Annotated in this window: 12 protein-coding genes and 1 pseudogene; 1 reads left to right on the top strand and 12 read right to left on the bottom strand. The window is 71.9% G+C overall.

Translation table 11 applies throughout. The annotated features are described in order from the left end of the window. The 4 genes from ACIBL4_RS28240 to ACIBL4_RS28225 form a co-directional block, all read right to left on the bottom strand. Window positions 1–678: a hypothetical protein gene (locus ACIBL4_RS28240; protein ID WP_399414625.1), complete on the bottom strand. Its 678-nt coding sequence runs from the start codon at window positions 676–678 to the stop codon at window positions 1–3. A gap of 136 nt (window positions 679–814) precedes the next feature. After that, the gene (locus ACIBL4_RS28235) at window positions 815–2,593 is read right to left on the bottom strand and encodes a hypothetical protein (protein WP_399414624.1); all 1,779 of its coding nucleotides are present in this window, start codon (window positions 2,591–2,593) and stop codon (window positions 815–817) included. Further along, on the bottom strand, window positions 2,590–4,893 hold the full coding sequence (locus ACIBL4_RS28230) for a hypothetical protein (RefSeq protein WP_399414623.1): 2,304 nt from the start codon (window positions 4,891–4,893) through the stop codon (window positions 2,590–2,592). Before ACIBL4_RS28230 ends, ACIBL4_RS28235 begins: the two co-directional genes overlap by 4 nt. Further along, on the bottom strand, window positions 4,890–5,771 hold the full coding sequence (locus ACIBL4_RS28225) for a hypothetical protein (protein WP_399414622.1): 882 nt from the start codon (window positions 5,769–5,771) through the stop codon (window positions 4,890–4,892). Before ACIBL4_RS28225 ends, ACIBL4_RS28230 begins: the two co-directional genes overlap by 4 nt. Before the next feature lie 269 nt (window positions 5,772–6,040). Between ACIBL4_RS28225 and ACIBL4_RS28220 the strand changes: the two genes are divergently transcribed. Continuing rightward, the gene (locus tag ACIBL4_RS28220; RefSeq protein WP_399414621.1) at window positions 6,041–7,999 is read left to right on the top strand and encodes a beta-N-acetylglucosaminidase domain-containing protein; all 1,959 of its coding nucleotides are present in this window, start codon (window positions 6,041–6,043) and stop codon (window positions 7,997–7,999) included. Between the two features lie 79 nt (window positions 8,000–8,078). On the opposite strand, the gene ACIBL4_RS28215 is transcribed toward ACIBL4_RS28220, so the two are convergent. The 8 genes and pseudogenes from ACIBL4_RS28215 to ACIBL4_RS28180 all read right to left on the bottom strand — a co-directional run bounded on the left by ACIBL4_RS28215 (window position 8,079) and on the right by ACIBL4_RS28180 (window position 15,594). Then, complete coding sequence (locus tag ACIBL4_RS28215) at window positions 8,079–8,291, bottom strand: EF-hand domain-containing protein (RefSeq protein ID WP_020271014.1); 213 nt, start codon at window positions 8,289–8,291, stop codon at window positions 8,079–8,081. 48 nt (window positions 8,292–8,339) lie between these two features. Continuing rightward, a pseudogene (locus ACIBL4_RS28210) lies at window positions 8,340–9,270 on the bottom strand (MerR family transcriptional regulator). Between the two features lie 45 nt (window positions 9,271–9,315). Then, a complete protein-coding gene (locus tag ACIBL4_RS28205) occupies window positions 9,316–9,951 on the bottom strand; it encodes an ADP-ribosyltransferase (RefSeq protein ID WP_399414620.1) in 636 nt (211 codons plus the stop codon). A 92-nt stretch (window positions 9,952–10,043) separates the two neighbouring features. Further along, window positions 10,044–11,222, bottom strand: coding sequence for a YncE family protein (locus ACIBL4_RS28200; RefSeq protein WP_399414619.1), 1,179 nt, complete (start codon window positions 11,220–11,222; stop codon window positions 10,044–10,046). Between the two features lie 111 nt (window positions 11,223–11,333). After that, entirely contained in the window at window positions 11,334–11,912 is a 579-nt protein-coding gene (locus ACIBL4_RS28195; protein WP_399414617.1) for an ATP-binding protein, read from the bottom strand. 199 nt (window positions 11,913–12,111) lie between these two features. Further along, the gene (locus tag ACIBL4_RS28190; RefSeq protein ID WP_243379305.1) at window positions 12,112–12,879 is read right to left on the bottom strand and encodes an enoyl-CoA hydratase/isomerase family protein; all 768 of its coding nucleotides are present in this window, start codon (window positions 12,877–12,879) and stop codon (window positions 12,112–12,114) included. Window positions 12,880–12,960: 81 nt separating this feature from the next. Next, entirely contained in the window at window positions 12,961–14,187 is a 1,227-nt protein-coding gene (locus ACIBL4_RS28185; protein ID WP_399414616.1) for an Ig-like domain-containing protein, read from the bottom strand. A gap of 162 nt (window positions 14,188–14,349) precedes the next feature. Next, complete coding sequence (locus ACIBL4_RS28180) at window positions 14,350–15,594, bottom strand: Ig-like domain-containing protein (RefSeq protein WP_399414615.1); 1,245 nt, start codon at window positions 15,592–15,594, stop codon at window positions 14,350–14,352. Window positions 15,595–15,685 lie beyond the last annotated feature (91 nt).

Below are 15,685 nucleotides of genomic sequence, written 5' to 3'. Positions count from 1 at the left end.
TCAGATCACATCGATCGCGACGGTGAAGCCTTCCGGCCTGTCCACCACCAGCTGGGGGGACGCCGAGCCGAGTGAACGGCCCGAAGCGATCACGCTCTTGGTGAGGGCCGTGCAGAACTTGGCGATGGCCGCGCCCACGTCGACGCCCTTGTTGGCGACGAAGCCGAACTCCGGCTGGGTGGCGACCTCGTTGATCGTCCTGGCGTCCGCGTCGACGATGCCGCAGGCGATGATGTTCGGCGCGCCGAGGGTCGTCGCCCGGTCGGTGAGCCGGCGGTGCGCGTCCTTCCAGTCCTCCCGGTTGGGCAGGCCGTCGCTGAGGAAGAACACGGCGGGCCGGTGGACCTGGTAGCCCTCCGCCTTCAGGCTGTTCACATCGGCCGGGATGCGGGAGATCAGATCCTCGAACACAGCGAGGTAGCTGGTCATGCCGCGGGTCGTCAGGCGCGGGAACTCGCCGGCGCTGCGCAGGTCCACCAGGCGGACGCGTTCGACCACGTCGTCCGAGAAGCCCAGCACCGAGAAGCGCACCTTGGCGGCGGCCATCGGCTCACCGAGCAGCGCCTGGTGCAGTGATTTCAGCCCGTCGTTGAGGTCGTCGATGTGCTCGGTCATCGAGCCCGACTCGTCGGCGAGGACGTAGATGGGGAGCAAGTGCCCCCGGTTGCTTTCCATCATCGTCGTTCCGTTCTGGTCCCGTTGGGATGGGCGTGGGTGGGATGGGCGTGGGTGGGATGGGCGTGGGTGAGAGGGGATCGCTCAACTGCCGTGCGGGGCAGCGTAAGTGACGTAACGCCAGTTATGCAGGGAAATGTCACAGAGCGTCCTCGGCCCGCCGGAAACCGTCCGGCGGGCTGACCGTGAAGTTCGCCGCGCCGTCGGCGAGGCGGCGCCCGTAGCCGACCACGCTGTCGCGCAGGAACGCGGCGCAGTTGTGGGCGGCGGACGCGGCATCCTGGTGAGGGGCGGCCATGAACGCGGACTCGGGGAAGGTCGCCACGGTGCGCACGGCCGCCGTCTCGGCCCGGCCGAACCCCAGGGCCACCATCCGCGGTGCGGCGGGGTTGACGGAAGGGTCGGTCAGCTCCTGGAAGGCGGTGTGCCAGGTGTTCCCCTCGTCGGGCACACCGCCGGTGAGGAAGTAGACGACCGGCCGCAGGACCTGCGCGCCCTCGCTCTTGACGACGGTGGCGTCCTGCCCGATGAGGGACTTCAGGGTGCGGAAGGCCTGGCTGTACGACAGCCCGCGCCGGGCGACGAGGAGCGGGGTCCGCGTGCCGGGCCCGACCCTGGCCAGGGACAGCCGCTGTTCGGTGGTGTCGGCCATGCCGAGGACGCACAGCCGCAGGACCGTGGAGACGTCCGGTGCGGCGGAGAGCGCGGCGTGCAACGCGTCCAGGCCGCGCTGGAGCTCGCCGACGCACTCGCGGTCCAGCGACTCGTCCAGGACCAGGTAGATCAGCGCGGTGCCCGTGGCCGCCGCGGGTGCGGCCGTCCGCCGAGGGTCGGGTTCCGTGACGACGGACTCCACCAGGGTGGGTGTGGGCCCCGCGGAGCCGGGCACCGTGGCGACCGGGGCCGGCGCGGCCTGGAGCTGGGGCGCGTCCCAGGGGCGGGCGCCGGGCAACTGGGGCGTGACGGCGGAGGCGAGATGTCCGTCGCCGCCGGTGGCCCGGCCCACCGTGCCGGTCAGCTGCTGGCGCATGTGGTCGAGGTCGCCGGCCTGGATCAGGCCTTTCTCCGCCATCACCTGGAACAGACCGAGCGCACGCTGGTTCTGCAGCTCGGCCGTGGCGGCGCGGGCCTCCTCCAGTTGCCGGGCCATGGCGAAGGCACCCTCGGCGTCGTGCGGGTGGGTGATCAGGTAGTGGCGGATCAGTCCCTCGCTGGTGGTGAGGGTGTCGGCCAGCGCCTCCGCCTGCCGGGCCGTGGCCCTGATGGCGAAGTCCTGCTCGAGCGCTTCGATCTCGGCCTTGCGTACGACGTCGCCCGTGTTCGGGATGTGCTCGGCCGCGCCCCGCGCCTCGCGCCGCCGGGCCTCGATCAGGGACTCCAGATGTGACAGGGAGGCGGCGTCGGGCCGCACGGACACGCGGCAGCCGTAGACCTTCAGCCCCTCCGGGAGGACCACCGGGGCGGCGCACAGCTGGTTGAGGTAGCGCTCGAGGCCGAAGGAGTCCTCGATCGCGAAGCGCTGTCCGGCGCCGTGGAACCGGCTCACCAGCCAGCCGTGCACCACGGGCAGCGCGTCCGACAGTCCGGAGCGCACCAGGTTCTCGGCGCCCTGCCAGCCGTCGACGCAGAAACTGAAGGAGACCTGCACCTCGAAGGCGTGCACGCCATCGGCGGAGATCAGCGGATTGCGGCCGAGGACGGCGGTGCGCTGCTGCGGGCGCATGTCGACCTCGTAGCGCGTGCAGTACTTGGAGAAGACCTGCTGCGTGGGCTTCATCGGCCGGCCCTCGAAGCAGACCACCTCGCCGGCGGCGGTGGCGTAGACGACGGCGAGATGCGGCTGGGTCGCCTTGGTGGGGCCCACGGACATGCGGGGCACCGGCGACTGGTTGACGATCAACGACACCGGCTGGGTCACCGGGCACCTCCAGGATGGGCGGAGCCGGCGGTCGCGGTGCGGCGCAGGGCGCTGCCGAGGACCGCCGCGGAGCGGGGCAGGGGGCGGAAACGGTCACGCTCGGTCCAGCGCGAGGTGCACTGCTGCAGGAGCAGGCCGGCGCGGGGAGTGGGCTCGGCCACGTCCTCGGTGAGGACGCGGACCAGGTCGTCGAGCAGGAGGGGGTCGGTCTCGGCCTGCGCCGCCCAGCCCTCCAGCACGCTCGCGGCCTGGTCGGCGAAGAGTTCACCGCAGATGACCTCGGACCACAGGTAACCGAGCAGCCGGCGCAGTTCGCTCCCCGGCTCGCTCCGGGCGGCCAGCTGGAGCAGGGTCGGGCGATTGCGCGGCGCGGCACCGACCGCGTCCGGTTCCTCCGCGACGAGGGCGTCGGCGAGAATCAGGAACACCAGGTGGCCGCAGGCGCGGCTGCTCGGCTCGTGCACCATCTCGGCGACCGCGCGCAGCACCACGGGCGCGTGCCCGGCCACGTCCTCCTCCACCAGGTCGGCGCAGGCGTCGCCGATGGCGACGGCGACGCGGATGTGGTCGACGGTGCCGAGCCGGGTGAGCGCCTGGACCGCGGTGTCGAGGTCGGCACCCCCCAGGCAGAGGCCGTACGCACGGGCGGCGGCGGCCTGGAACTGCCAGGTGCCGCTCAGGTACCAGCCGTTCACGAGGGCCTGCACGCCGGGCCGCAGCGCGGGTTCGCGAGCACACACGCGCAGGGCGTAGGCGATGGCCTCGCGGCGCAGGTAACCGCTGTCCTCGTCGCGGATCCAGCCGGGGAAGACCTGGGTTGCTATGTGGTCGAAGGACTCGGTGGCGATCAGGCCGAGCGCGGTACCGGCGAAACTGCGCACCTGCTGTGAGGGGGAGTCGACCAGTTCGGCCAGCCAGCCGACCAGTTCGTGCTGGATGTGGTACTCGGACCAGGCGTGCCGGATGATCCGCGGCGGGTATCCGGGGCTGCGGTATTCGGCGACGGTGCACGGCAGCCGTCCGTAGCTGCCGCGGGTCACGGCGGAGACGGTGCGGGCGCGCAGCTTCTCGGCGAGCAGCCGCCGGGACCGGGCGAACGGGTCCTGGCGCAGAGGTACGGGGCCCTGCTCGACGCTGGCGGTGAGGACGCCCCGCTCACCGCGGAACCGGTCCAGCAGGCTCGAGGCGGCCAGCGCCACGTCTTCCTGCGGCAGGCCGCCCAGGACGGCGAGGGCGATGGCCTGGGTGCGCAGCACGGTGTCGCCGAGTCCCTCGAACCACTCCTCGGGCGACTCGCCGCCGGTCTGGTCCATGCGGGTGCGGATCCGGTCCAGGTCGAGGGCGCCGGCACCGTACTCGTGCGCGAGGACCTCCGCGAGCCGGGCGGCGTCGCGGCAGGCGGCGCCGTCGTCGAGCAGCTCGGCGGCGAGGTCGGCGACGCCGGCCGTGGCGAGGGCGCGCTCGGCGTCGTCCTCCCCGATCCGGTGCGCCAGATGGGCGGCCAGGACGAGGTCCAGCGCGTCGGGACGGGCGATTCGCTGTACGTACTCGCCGACGGTACGGTCCAGTTCGGCGTCCGGCCCGGCGATCAGCACCAGGCGGGCGTCGTTCCGCTCCAGCAGGTCCTCCAGGCCCGCCAGATGGGAGCCCTGCAGCTCACCGAGGTCCCGGGGACAGTCCAGCATCAGACCGGCACCGCTTCCGAGCTGCCGCAGCTCGGTCAGGCGGTTCAGTTCCGCCACCGAGTCCAGCAGATACCAGGCCTTGACGCCCGCGGCGAGCAGCAGCCGTACGGCGGCCGCGGTCTTGCCCGAGCCGCCGGGCCCGCGCAGCACGACCGAGCGGCGCTGCCAGGCGTCGGCCTGGGTGTTCTCCCAGCGAGGCGGCGGCTGGAAGGCGTGCCGCACGGCCTCGACCATGCCGGCTGCCAGGGTGCGAAGGACGACACCGCGCTCTCCCGCGGCGTGGATGACGATCTTGTCGCCGTGGACGTGGTCGCCGCCGATGTGGGTCCACGCCTCGCGCAGCAATCCGGCGCGCAGACTGCCCTGCCCGGTCCGGGTGGTGGCTTCGCTGGCGCTCGCGCCCGCCCCGACGTTGAAGGCGTCGGCGGCGGGCTGCGGTGCGTCGGCCTGGGGCGCTGCCGCCGCCTGCCCGTCCGCGCCGCCCGCCGCGGGCGGGTTGCCGCCCGTCGGGGGCGCGGGAGCGGGTCCGGGCGGCGGCGCCGGCTGGGCGGCGGGCGGCGGGGACGGCGGCGCCGCGGACGACGGGGCCGTCGTGGGTCCGGCAGGCGTGCTCATGAGCCGTCAGTGGGGGCAACGCGGCGGAGCGCCGCCGTGCCGTCCACCCCGTGCGTGTGGTGGTGGACGTTCTTGTCGCCCTCCACGTAGTCACCGGAGACGGCCAGCGCGCCGTCCCCCGTGAGCATCTGACTGCCTGTCACATTATGGATGTGCGGCATGGGCGGCGGCGCCGGGCTCCCCGTGTCGGCCCCGCCGCCCACTCCTCCCGCGTCGCCGCCCGTGCCGGAGGCTCCCCCCGGTCTCCCGCGGTCACGTGGCGACTCCCCCGGTTCCGCGGGAAGTCCGGGTGGCGCCGCATAGCCGGGCACGGTGACCCAGCCCCGGCGCGGCTCGTCGTGCTTGGTGACGAAGTCGGCCGGCAGATATGCCGCCGGGTCGATGCCCGGGAAGCGGCCCAGGACCACCGACCGGTGTATCTCCTCGGAGACCACCAGCACCAGATGGGCCCTGCGGGCCCGGGCGAGCACCTGCTTGACCGGCTTGGCGTCCACCAGGCGGGCCAGGTCGTTGATCGCGTCGCTGGTCCACCGCTCGCCCCGCTGGATCACCACTCCCTGGTGGAGTCCGGCCCGCAGCCGCATCCGGTGGTCGTCGTTGTACTTGCCGCGGTGCTCCACCAGCGCGTCCTCCAGCCCGCGCACCAGTTCCCGCAGCAGTTTGGTGGGGCTGGTCCCGCTCGGAACCAGGATCAGCACACCGTCACCGCGGTCCTGGACCAGGCATCGGTCAAGGTCGAGACCGGCGCGGGCCAGCGCGAACTCCACCACGTGATACAGCTCTTCGTGCAGCGTCGCCTGGGCGGTCACCGGACGCAGACTGAAGTCCTCGATGTCGAGGAGAACGATCCAGTGGTTCAGTGGATCCGGCGCCACCATCGGCGACCTCCTGTGCTCGGGCAGGGCCGCTCGCGCCCCGCGATTATCTGAATACGAGCTGCAACCAGCAGTGTCTACGCCAAGTGGCGCACTAAGTGGTGCATTTGACTATTCGCCTGGCACCACTCACGCGTCGCCGCGCGGGGCCGGCCTCGTCCCGGTGGACGTTCCCGCGTTCCGCCCCGCGGGCATCTGCCGCCCCGTCATACTCGGGGCGGGCGTGGCGAGCCGGTCTCGCCGCACCGCTACTCGCGCGAGGGGGGAAGGCCGTGCGCGCGTTCCGCGCCCCGACGGCGTTGCTGCTGGGCTTCGCACTCGGTCTCGTATGCGTCCTGGCCACCCGCTCCTGCACCGGCGACGGCAGCAGTCCGGCCGCACCGGCCGACGGGCGCACGACCCGTACGGCTCCCGCCGACGGTGCCCGGGCGGCACTTCCCGCCCTCTGGCCGCCACCACGCCATGTGCTCCGGGGCGGGGAAGGGGTGCGGATCGGCGGCAGCGCGGCCGTGCGCGGCGAGGCGGGCACGGATCCGGCCACCTTGCAGGAGGTCGTCCGCAGCCTGCGTGCGGGCGGCGCCCGGCAGGTCCGGATCGGGGACGCGCCGAAGCCCGGCGAACTGCTGGTCACCGTGGCCGGCGACGGCGCGGCGGACGCCCTGGAACCCTTCGCCGTGCAGCCGCCGACAGGCCTCCCCGCCGGTGGGTACGTCCTCGCCGTCGGCACCGACCACGGCGAGCCCCGGATCGTCCTCGCCGGCAAGGACCGGGCCGGTGCCTTCCACGCCGCGCAGACCCTCGCCCAACTGGTACGACCGGTCGGCTCGACGGCCCGCACCACCCTGCCGGCCGTCCGCATCCGCGACTGGCCCGCGACCGCCGTCCGGGGCGTCGTCGAGGGGTTCTACGGCAAGCCCTGGACGCACCGGGAGCGCTTGGAGCAACTCGACTTCGCCGCACGCTGGAAACTCAACACCTACCTCTACAGCCCCAAGGACGACACCTACCTGCGTGCCCGCTGGCGCGACCCCTACCCCGTTGACCAGCTCTCCGAGCTGCGCGAACTGGCCCGGCGGGCGTCGACCGGCCACGTCTCCTTCGTGTACGCCCTCTCGCCGGGGCCGTCGGTCTGCTACTCCTCCGCCTCCGACACCGCCGCGCTCGTGCGCAAGTTCGGCCAGCTGTGGGACGCCGGGGTGCGTGCCTTCGCGGTGCCCCTGGACGACATCGACATCAACCGCTGGAACTGCGCGCGCGACGCCGCCGTCTACGGACGGGGCCGAGGAGCGGTCGGGCGCGCACAGGCGGACCTGCTGAACGCGGTCCAGCGCCGGTTCCTCGACAGCCACCCCGGCGCGGCTCCGCTGATCACCGTGCCCACCGAGTACGACGGGACACGGCCGAGCGCGTACAAGAGCGCGCTGGCCGCCGCGCTGGACCGACGCGTCACCGTCATGTGGACGGGCCCCCTCGTGGTCTCTCCGGCGCTGCGCACGGAGCAGGCCCGCGAAGCCGCCCGGCTGTACGCACACCCGCTGCTGGTGTGGGACAACTACCCCGCCAACGACTACACGGCGGACCACCTGCTGCTCGGCCCCTACGAGGGACGCGAGCGGGGCCTGCCCGGCGCGGTGGGCGGCCTGACGGCCAATCCCATGAACCAGGCCGCCGCCTCCGTCCCGGCCCTGTTCTCCGTGGCCGCGTACACCTGGAACCCCGCGGCCTACCGGCCGGCCGCCGCGCTCGACGCGGGCCTGGCCGTGCTCGCCGACGGCGACGACGAGGCGCTCACCGCGCTGCGCGCCTTCGCCGACGTCAACCACGCCTCGCGGCTGAACGCCCGCCGGGCGCCCGGGCTGGCCGCGCTCACCGCCGCCTACTGGCGTGGCGGCGCGGACGCGGAGCGGGCCCTGCGCGAACGCCTCACGGTCCTGGCGGGAGTGCGCGGCACCCTTCCCCCGTCACTGCGGAGGTCGGCGGCGCCGTGGGTGGCGTGCGCGAGCGACTGGGCGCGGGCCGCCCTGGCCGCGATGGCCCTGCGCGAGGGCACCGGCACCCGGGCGACTGTCCTGGCCCACCGCGAGGCCGCCCGGTCCCACTCGGTCACCGACTGGCGCGGCCGCACCCGCACGGTGGTGGTCGGGACGGGCGTCCTGGACGCCTTCGTCGCCAAGGCACTCGATCAGGATCAGCGGAGCGCGGGGCCACACCGGAACTCGGGCCGGCCTTAGGGCCGGCGGTATGGCGTGGGGCCCGGTCCGTCCGTGGACGGACCGGGCCCCACGCCCCGCGGCACCTTCAGCGCCGGCGTCACTTGTTCAGGTAGGCCCAGAACTCGTCGAAGCTCAGCTTCTTGTCGCCGTCGAGGTCGCGGGTCTTGATGACGACCTCGGCGACCGACTCGGTGACGTTCCAGTCGCCGGACCGGGCCAGGGCGGTCTTGAACTCGGCAGCGGTGATGAATCCGTCCCCGTCCGTATCGATCCGCTCGAACTGCTTGCGTGCTTCCTCGATGTCCGCCACCGATCCGCCCCTACTCTCGTGTTCCAGGTCTTGCTGACGCAGGTCAGATTAGCTGCCCGTACGTTCCTCCAGCGCGGCGACCACCCGGGCGAACTCCTCCCGGTAGGCCGCCTCGGGTCCGGTCCCCTTCACGACGGCGAGCAACTCGCGGTAGCGGGCGACCCGGTGGGTGGCGTGCGACCGCAGCCGCTCCGGCACGGCGGCGGGGTCGGCATCGCCCAGCAGCTCGCCCAGTACCTCGGCGGCCTCGGGCGAGTCGGGGGCGATCCCGCGCTCCCGGGCCTGGGCGCCCAGGTGCACGAGCCGCCGGGAGAACCACAGGGACGCCCCGGCGGGTGTGTCATGACCGCGGTCGGCCGCGTTGAACTCGGCGACCTTGCGCATCTCAGCACGGAAGTCCGTGTCCTGGAGCATCTCGGCCAGCTCCAGCCAGGCGTCCACCTGCTCGGGTGTCGGGTCCTCGGGCGGGTCGGCGGCGGTGTTCCGCATGCGCTCCCGGATCACCGGGTCCGCCGTGTGCAGCCCGTGGAACACCTCGTCCACGAACTCCTCGATGATGCGCCGCCGCTCGGCCGCCGACAGGCGTGCCAGTCTGTTCATCAGGGTCGTCTCCTCCGCGTCGGAACCCCGCTTCGCGACCGTCGACAGCACCGCACGCGTCACCTTCAGCTGGGGGTCCCCCCTCTGGGGGAGGATCCGCGCGTCCAGCGCGACCACGTGCGTGGCCGCGACCTGCGCGACCGTGGTCTCACCGGCCGGCACCCGGCGGACGTCCGCCAGCCCGAGGCCGAGTTGGCGCAGGGTCCGGATCAGCTCCAGACGCGCCACGGACGCGGCGCCGTACAGCCGGTAGCCGCCCGCGGACCGGGCCACCGGGGCATCGCGCCTCGTCGGACCAGTACCGGATGGTGCGCACGGTCAGTCCGGTGACCCGGGACAGTTCGCCGATGGTGAGCACTCCGGTGCCGTCGTCGATCATGTGGGGGAGTCTGGGCCTTCCAGCCGGTGGAGACTCAAGCCCCGCTCAGTGCCAGGGCTCGTAGTGCGGGTTGCTCTCGCACTCGCTCATGATCTCGGTCCTGGTCTGCTTGTCGACCGGGCAGACGCCGACGATGTACTCGCGGGCGATGCCGCCGGGGAAGGCGACCTCCTGCTGGTCGGCCCACTTGTGGGTGTCGCCGATGGTCTTGTTGACGTCGACTCCGCCGGGGGCGTCGACGTAGTAGTTGAACACGGACTTCCACTTCTTGAACAGGTCGTGGTCGTACGTGGTCGACACATACGGGGACGGCTGGTTGACCAGGACGTACTTCTCGATGTCGTACTGGCCGTTCACCACGTCCTTGGGGTGGAAGCCCTCCTCGAAGATCACGGAGGGGCCGCGGCCGTCGGCGCGGTAGAGGGTGCCGCAGCTGGTGCGCCAGGACGGGTCGGGGGTGATGCGGTCGACCTGGACCCGGCGGTCGGCGGCGGCCTTGACTTTGTCGTCGACCTGGACGGGGCAGGCGGCCGGTCCGGGGGCGGCGGGCTTGAGGGCCGCCGACGGGGAAGCCGCGGAGGCCGCGGGGGCCTGGCCGGGCGTGGCGGCCGTGGTCGTGAGGACGGCCGCGAGGGAGAGGGCGGCGGCAGCGGTGCGCCGCCGCATGCTGGTGGTGATCATGAGGAGCACGATCGCGGGTCCGCGGCGCCGGGCCGGGACCCTCACTCGATCAGGGGCGTGTCAACTGCCCCTTTGCGGACGGCTGCTGACCGTCACCGGAAGATGCCCGTGTGGCCGAGCGAGTAACGGCCGGGCTGCGGGTAGACCGCGAGACCGTGCGGGCCGCTGCCGACGGGGATGCGGGCGAGCTGGGTGCCGGTGCGGGTGTCGATGGCGTACACCTCGCCGTCGTAGCGGCCGGACAGCCACAGCACCTTGCCGTCGGTGGAGACACCGCCCATGTCGGGACTGCCGCCGTCAGGCAGCCGCCATTTCCTGGTCAGCTTGTCCTGTGTGAAGTCGAAGACGGAGATCGTGCCCTCGCCGCGGTTGGACACGTACATCTCGCGGGAGTCGCGGCTGACGTACAGGCCGTGGCAGCCCTTGCCGGTGGGCATCAGGGTGGGCTCGGTGAACCTGTCGCCGTCCAGGACCCACATGCCGTGGGCCATCATGTCGGCGATGTAGAACTTCCTGCCGTCGGGCGAGACCTTCACGTCCTGCGGCATGGCGCCCTCGAACGGCAGCCGCTGCTGCCCGACGACCTCCATCTTCTCGGTGTCGACCTTCAGCAGTTCGCCGCTGAACTCGCAGGAGACGATGAAGTAGCGGCCGTCGAGGGAGAAGTCGGCGTGGTTGACGCCGTAGCAGGAGACCGGGACCGTCTTCTTGATCTCCATGGTGTGGGGGTCGCGGAAGACCAGTTCGCGGTCGAGGGAGGCCATGACGACGGCGTACTTGCCGTGGGGCGTGAAGTAGAGGTTGTAGGGGTCGTGGACCTCGACCTCCTTGCCCGCCTTGCCGGTCTTCGGGTCGATCGGGGTGAGGGTGTGGCCGCGGTTGTTGTTGACCCAGAGCGTCTTCAGGTCCCAGGAGGGGACGACGTGCTGGGGCTGCCGGCCCACGCGGATCGTCTCGACGATCTCGTACGTCTTCGGGTCGATGACGGAGACCGTGTCGGACTCGGTGTTGGGCACGTAGACCCGGGACGGGAAGTCCTTGAGCACGGGCGACAGTTTGTTCGGGCGGTCGGCCGCGTACACGTCCTCGGGGTCGAGGACGGGCGGCATCCCGGGCAGCCCCTGAACGGGCTTCTTCTCGCGCGGCGCGGGCACGGCGGCCTTGGTGCCGTGTGCCTCGGAGGTCCGTTCCCCGCCCCCGGTGCCGCAGGCGGCGAGGCAGGCGAGGGTGGCGCCCGCGACGAGGGCGCTGGTGACAAGGTGGCGGTGCATTGCACCATTCAAGGTCCGCTTCGCGGGGAAACCGGTGATTCGCCCGATCGGCGGCCAGGCGAACCGTCGCAGGTCGCACCCCTCGTCGATCCCGCACCGCGCGGGCGGTCCTCAGCGGTCGCTGACCCGCATCTCGAACCACGTGGTCTTGCCCCGGGGCAGCAGGTCGACCCCCCAGCGGTCGGCCAGCTTGTCGACGAGGAACAGGCCCCGGCCGCTGATGTCCAGCTCCTGGACCGGCATGAGACAGGGCAGCCCCCGGGACGGATCGCGGACCTCGACGCGGATCAAGCCGCGGCGCCGGTGCAGACGCAGCCCGAAGACCCGGGCACCGGTGTGCCGTACGGCGTTGCCCACCAGCTCGGAGACGAGCAGGACGGCATCCTCGGTGGTCTTGGGGGTGAGCCCCCACTGGCGCAGGACGACGACCTGGGTCAGCCGCCGGGCGGTGGCCGCGGACTCGGGGCGGGACGGCAGCGGCACCTCCGCCTCCGTCGGGTTGCCGTACAACTCCAGTGCCTTCAGCGCGCGTTCGTCCTCGACGGTCGGTGACCAGCGCGCCGCGGCCGCATGTGCGTGTCCCCGCGGCTGTTCCGTACCCTCCAGCCCCGCCATGCCCCCATCATGGCCGCCCGGAGCGGCCTCGGGGGCCGTTCCGGGGGAAAACGGCCCCTGGAGCGGGATGCGCAACGGCGGGCCGAAGGCATATGGCCAGGAACACTGCAGACTCGCCCACAACCCGTCTGACCTGCGCTGACGGCCCCCTTCCGGGCAAGCGGCGGAGGAGAGGGACCCAACACGCTTAAGGCTGTCTTAAGGCCGCCATAAACCGCCCCATCGAGGGACCCGGATCAGACGCCGCGTCAAGTGCAAGCCCCTCGATGGAGGTTCAGAGGAACTTCGCCTTGCCCGGCCCCTCCTCCACGAAGCTGCGCATGCCGCGCTCGCGGTCCTCGGTGGCGAACAGGCCCGCGAACCAGTTCCGTTCGATCGCCAGGCCCGTGTCGATGTCCGTCTCCAGGCCCGTGTCGACCGCCTCCTTGGCGGCGCGCAGGGCGAGGGCCGGGCCCTGCGCCAGCTTCGCCGCCCAGGCGTGCGCCTGCGCGTACACCTCGTCGGCGGGCACGACCCGGTCGACCAGGCCGATCTCCTTCGCCTCGTCGGCCTTGACCATCCGGCCGGTGAAGATCAGGTCCTTGGCCTTGGAGGGGCCGACCAGGCGGGCCAGGCGCTGGGTGCCGCCCGCGCCGGGAATCAGGCCGAGCAGGATCTCCGGCTGGCCGAGCTTGGCGTTCTCGCCGGCGATGCGGAAGTCCGCGCACAGCGCGAGTTCGCAGCCGCCGCCGAGCGCGTAGCCGGTCACGGCCGCGACGACCGGCTTGGGGATCCGGGCCACCGCCGTGAACGAGTCCTGCAGGGCGCGGGCGCGCAGGACCATCGCGGTGTGGTCCATCGCCTGCATCTCCTTGATGTCCGCGCCGGCCGCGAACACCTTCTCGCCGCCGTAGACCACCACGGCCCGCACGTCCTCGCGGCGCGCGGCCTCCTCGGCGAGTTCCTTCAGCCGGTCCTGCGTGGCGATGTCCAGCGCGTTCATGGGCGGGCGGTCGAGACGGAGCGTGCCGACGCCTTCAGCGACTTCGAGAGAGACGGTCATGGGCAGCAGGTTAACGCCCACTAACGACGAAGACCCCGGTGCGGTCCGTCACACCGGGGCCCTCTTGTCAGCAGTGAAGAGTTACTTCTTCCACTTCTCCCACGACATGTTCCAGCCATTGAGCCCGTTGTCCGGGTCGACGACGCGGTCCTCGGAGTTCTTGACGACCACCACGTCGCCGACCATCGAGTGGTTGAAGAACCACGCGGCCGGCGTCTTCTTGTCCCAGCCGCCGCGCACGTCGCGCAGGCCGATGCAGCCGTGGCTGGCGTTGTGGTTGCCGAAGGCGCCGCCCGCCCAGTAGTTGCCGTGCAGGAACGTGCCCGAGGTGGTGAGGCGCACGGCGTGCGGGACGTCCTTGATGTCGTACTCGCCGCCGTAGCCGACGGTCTCGCCGTTCATCCGGGTCACCGTGAGCATCTCGCTGATGACCATCTGGCCGTTCCAGGTCTCCATGCCGGGCTGGCCGGTGGTGACCGGGATGGTCTTGAAGACCTCGCCGTCGCGCATGACCTTCATCGTGAGCTTCTTGGCGTCGACGACCGAGACCTGGTTGCGGCCGATGGTGAACTCGACCTTCTTGTCCTGCTCGCCGTAGACGCCGGGGCGGCCCTCGACGCCGTCGAGGCCGAGGTCGACGGTCACCTTGGTGCCGGGCTTCCAGTACTTCTCGGGGCGGAAGTCGAGACGGTCGTTGCCGAACCAGTGGCCCTCGACGTCCACGGCCGGTTCCGTCTTGATGCGGATGGCCTTCTCGACGTCGTCGGGGTTGGTGATGCCCCGGCTGAAGCGGAGGGAAAACGGCATGCCCACGCCGACCTTGGAGCCGTCCTCGGGGGTGAAGGTGCCGGTGAAGGTGTTCTTCGGCGTCAGGGTCGTGAAGTCCGCGTCCTCCGCGGCCGTGCGGCCCTCGGCGTCCTTGGCGACCGCGTGGACGGTGTACTTGGTGGCGGCGGCCAGGTGGGTGGACGGCGTCCAGGTGGCGCCGTCGCCGGATATCTCGCCGTCGACCTTCTCCCCCTTGGCGTCCTTGACCACGACCTCGGTCAGCTCGCCCTTCGCGGCGGTCACCTTCAGCGCCCCGCTGGTGTCGACGGACTTGGCACCGTCCTTCGGCGTGATGCCGACGACGGCCTCGGACTGCTTGCTCTGCGCGGCGTCCGCGCCCTTGCCGTCGCCCCCGCCGGAACCGGAGCCGGTCCCCCCGCCGCCGCACGCCGTGACGGCGAGCAGCAGCACTCCGACCATCAGTGCGAGCAGTCCCTGCCTGCCGTGGGCCGACGCCCCCGATATCGGTCGCCCGTTCACGTTGTTCTCCCCTCCCAGGGCCTGGTCCAGGCCCGCACCCCTGCGCGTCCCCCGCGCACCGGCGAATATTAACCACAAGGCGCCGCACCCCGACGACCTGCGATTGTCACCGTTCAGTCCCAACTTCCACGGAACGTTGAAGCACCCCTCCCCCCTGTCGGGTTACTTCACCGCGCTGCCCGCCTTCCATTCCTTCCAGCCCATGTTCCAGCCTCCGAGTCCGTTGTCGGGAGCGACCTTTTTGTCGTTGCTGCGGACCACCTCGACGACGTCCCCGACGAGGCTGCGGTCGAAGAACCAGCCGGCCGGGGTGCCCGAGCCGCCGCCCTTCACATCGCGCAGTCCGATACAGCCGTGGCTGACGTTGGTGCGGCCGAAGACGGTGTGGTGGGCCCAGTAGTTGCCGTGCAGGAAGGTGCCGGAGTCGGTCAGGCGCATGGCGTGCGGGACGTCCGGGATGTCGTACTCGCCCTTGCCGTCGTGCTTCTGGAAGCCGACCGTGGCGCCGTTCATCCGGGTGACGTCGAGCATCTCGGTCACCACCATCTTGCCGTTGTACGTGGTGTTCTTCGGCGCGCCCGCCGTGATGGGCACGGTGGCGAGCGCCTCGCCGTCACGCCGTACCTCCATGGTGTGCCGGGCGGCGTCGACCACGGAGACCTGGCTGCGTCCGACGGTGAAGGAGAACGTCTTGTGCTGGAGTCCGTAGACCCCGGGCGCCCCCTCGACGTCCCGCAGGCGCAGGGCGACGGTGACCTGGGTGCCGGGTTTCCAGTAGTGCTCGGGGCGGAAGTCGAGGCGCGTCCGGCCGAACCAGTGCGGGCGGATCTCGACGGCCGGGCGGGCGGTGACCCGCACCGCGCGTTCGACGGCGGCGCGGAGGGCGATCTCGCGGTTGAACTCCAGCGAGACGATCATGCCGGTGCCGACCGTGGCCCGGTTCTCCGGGCTGACGTAGCCGATGAAGCGTTCCTCCGGGACGTACGTCGTGAACGTGGTGTGCCGGGCGGAGCGGCGTCCGTCGCCGTCCACGGCCACCGCGTCCACCGTGTACTTGGCGGCCAGCGCGAGCCGCTCGTCGTCGGGCTCCCAGGACAGTCCGTCGGCGGAGAGGTGCCCGGGCACCGGGGACTCCTGCGCGTCCTGCGACCGGACGACCTTCACCGACTCCAGCCTGCCGTCGGGCACACGCACCCGCAGCTTCTTCCCGGGGCGCACGCCCCTGCTGCCGTCGTCGGGCGAGACCCGGATGACGTCCTCGGGCGCCGGGGGCGCGCCGAACGCCCCGGCGATCCCGCCCGCGTCGTCCGAGGTACAGCCGGTGGCCCCGGTCAGGAGCCCTGCCCATGTCACTACGGCGGCCAGCGCGGCCCTCGCGCGCCGCGCGCGCCCTTGTACGTGCCTCACGAGGTGCCCAACGACCGGCCGCATCCCCGGGAAACGACCATGCCCGCCCCCGGGGAAACGTGAGTGCGACCCACGCTCTGGGCAGAACAGT

Source organism: Streptomyces sp. NPDC050416 (assembly GCF_044458845.1).
Taxonomy (GTDB): Bacteria; Actinomycetota; Actinomycetes; order Streptomycetales; family Streptomycetaceae; genus Streptomyces.
Note: the sequence above shows the minus strand (reverse complement) of the source record. Positions and strands in the feature narration are given on the sequence as shown.

Coding starts and splice junctions, on each gene's coding strand:
- ACIBL4_RS28240 (WP_399414625.1), bottom strand. CDS start 678: ATGATGGAAAGCAACCGGGGGCACTTGCTCCCCATCTACGTCCTCGCC.
- ACIBL4_RS28230 (WP_399414623.1), bottom strand. CDS start 4,893: ATGAGCACGCCTGCCGGACCCACGACGGCCCCGTCGTCCGCGGCGCCG.
- ACIBL4_RS28225 (WP_399414622.1), bottom strand. CDS start 5,771: ATGGTGGCGCCGGATCCACTGAACCACTGGATCGTTCTCCTCGACATC.
- ACIBL4_RS28205 (WP_399414620.1), bottom strand. CDS start 9,951: ATGATCACCACCAGCATGCGGCGGCGCACCGCTGCCGCCGCCCTCTCC.
- ACIBL4_RS28200 (WP_399414619.1), bottom strand. CDS start 11,222: ATGCACCGCCACCTTGTCACCAGCGCCCTCGTCGCGGGCGCCACCCTC.
- ACIBL4_RS28190 (WP_243379305.1), bottom strand. CDS start 12,879: ATGACCGTCTCTCTCGAAGTCGCTGAAGGCGTCGGCACGCTCCGTCTC.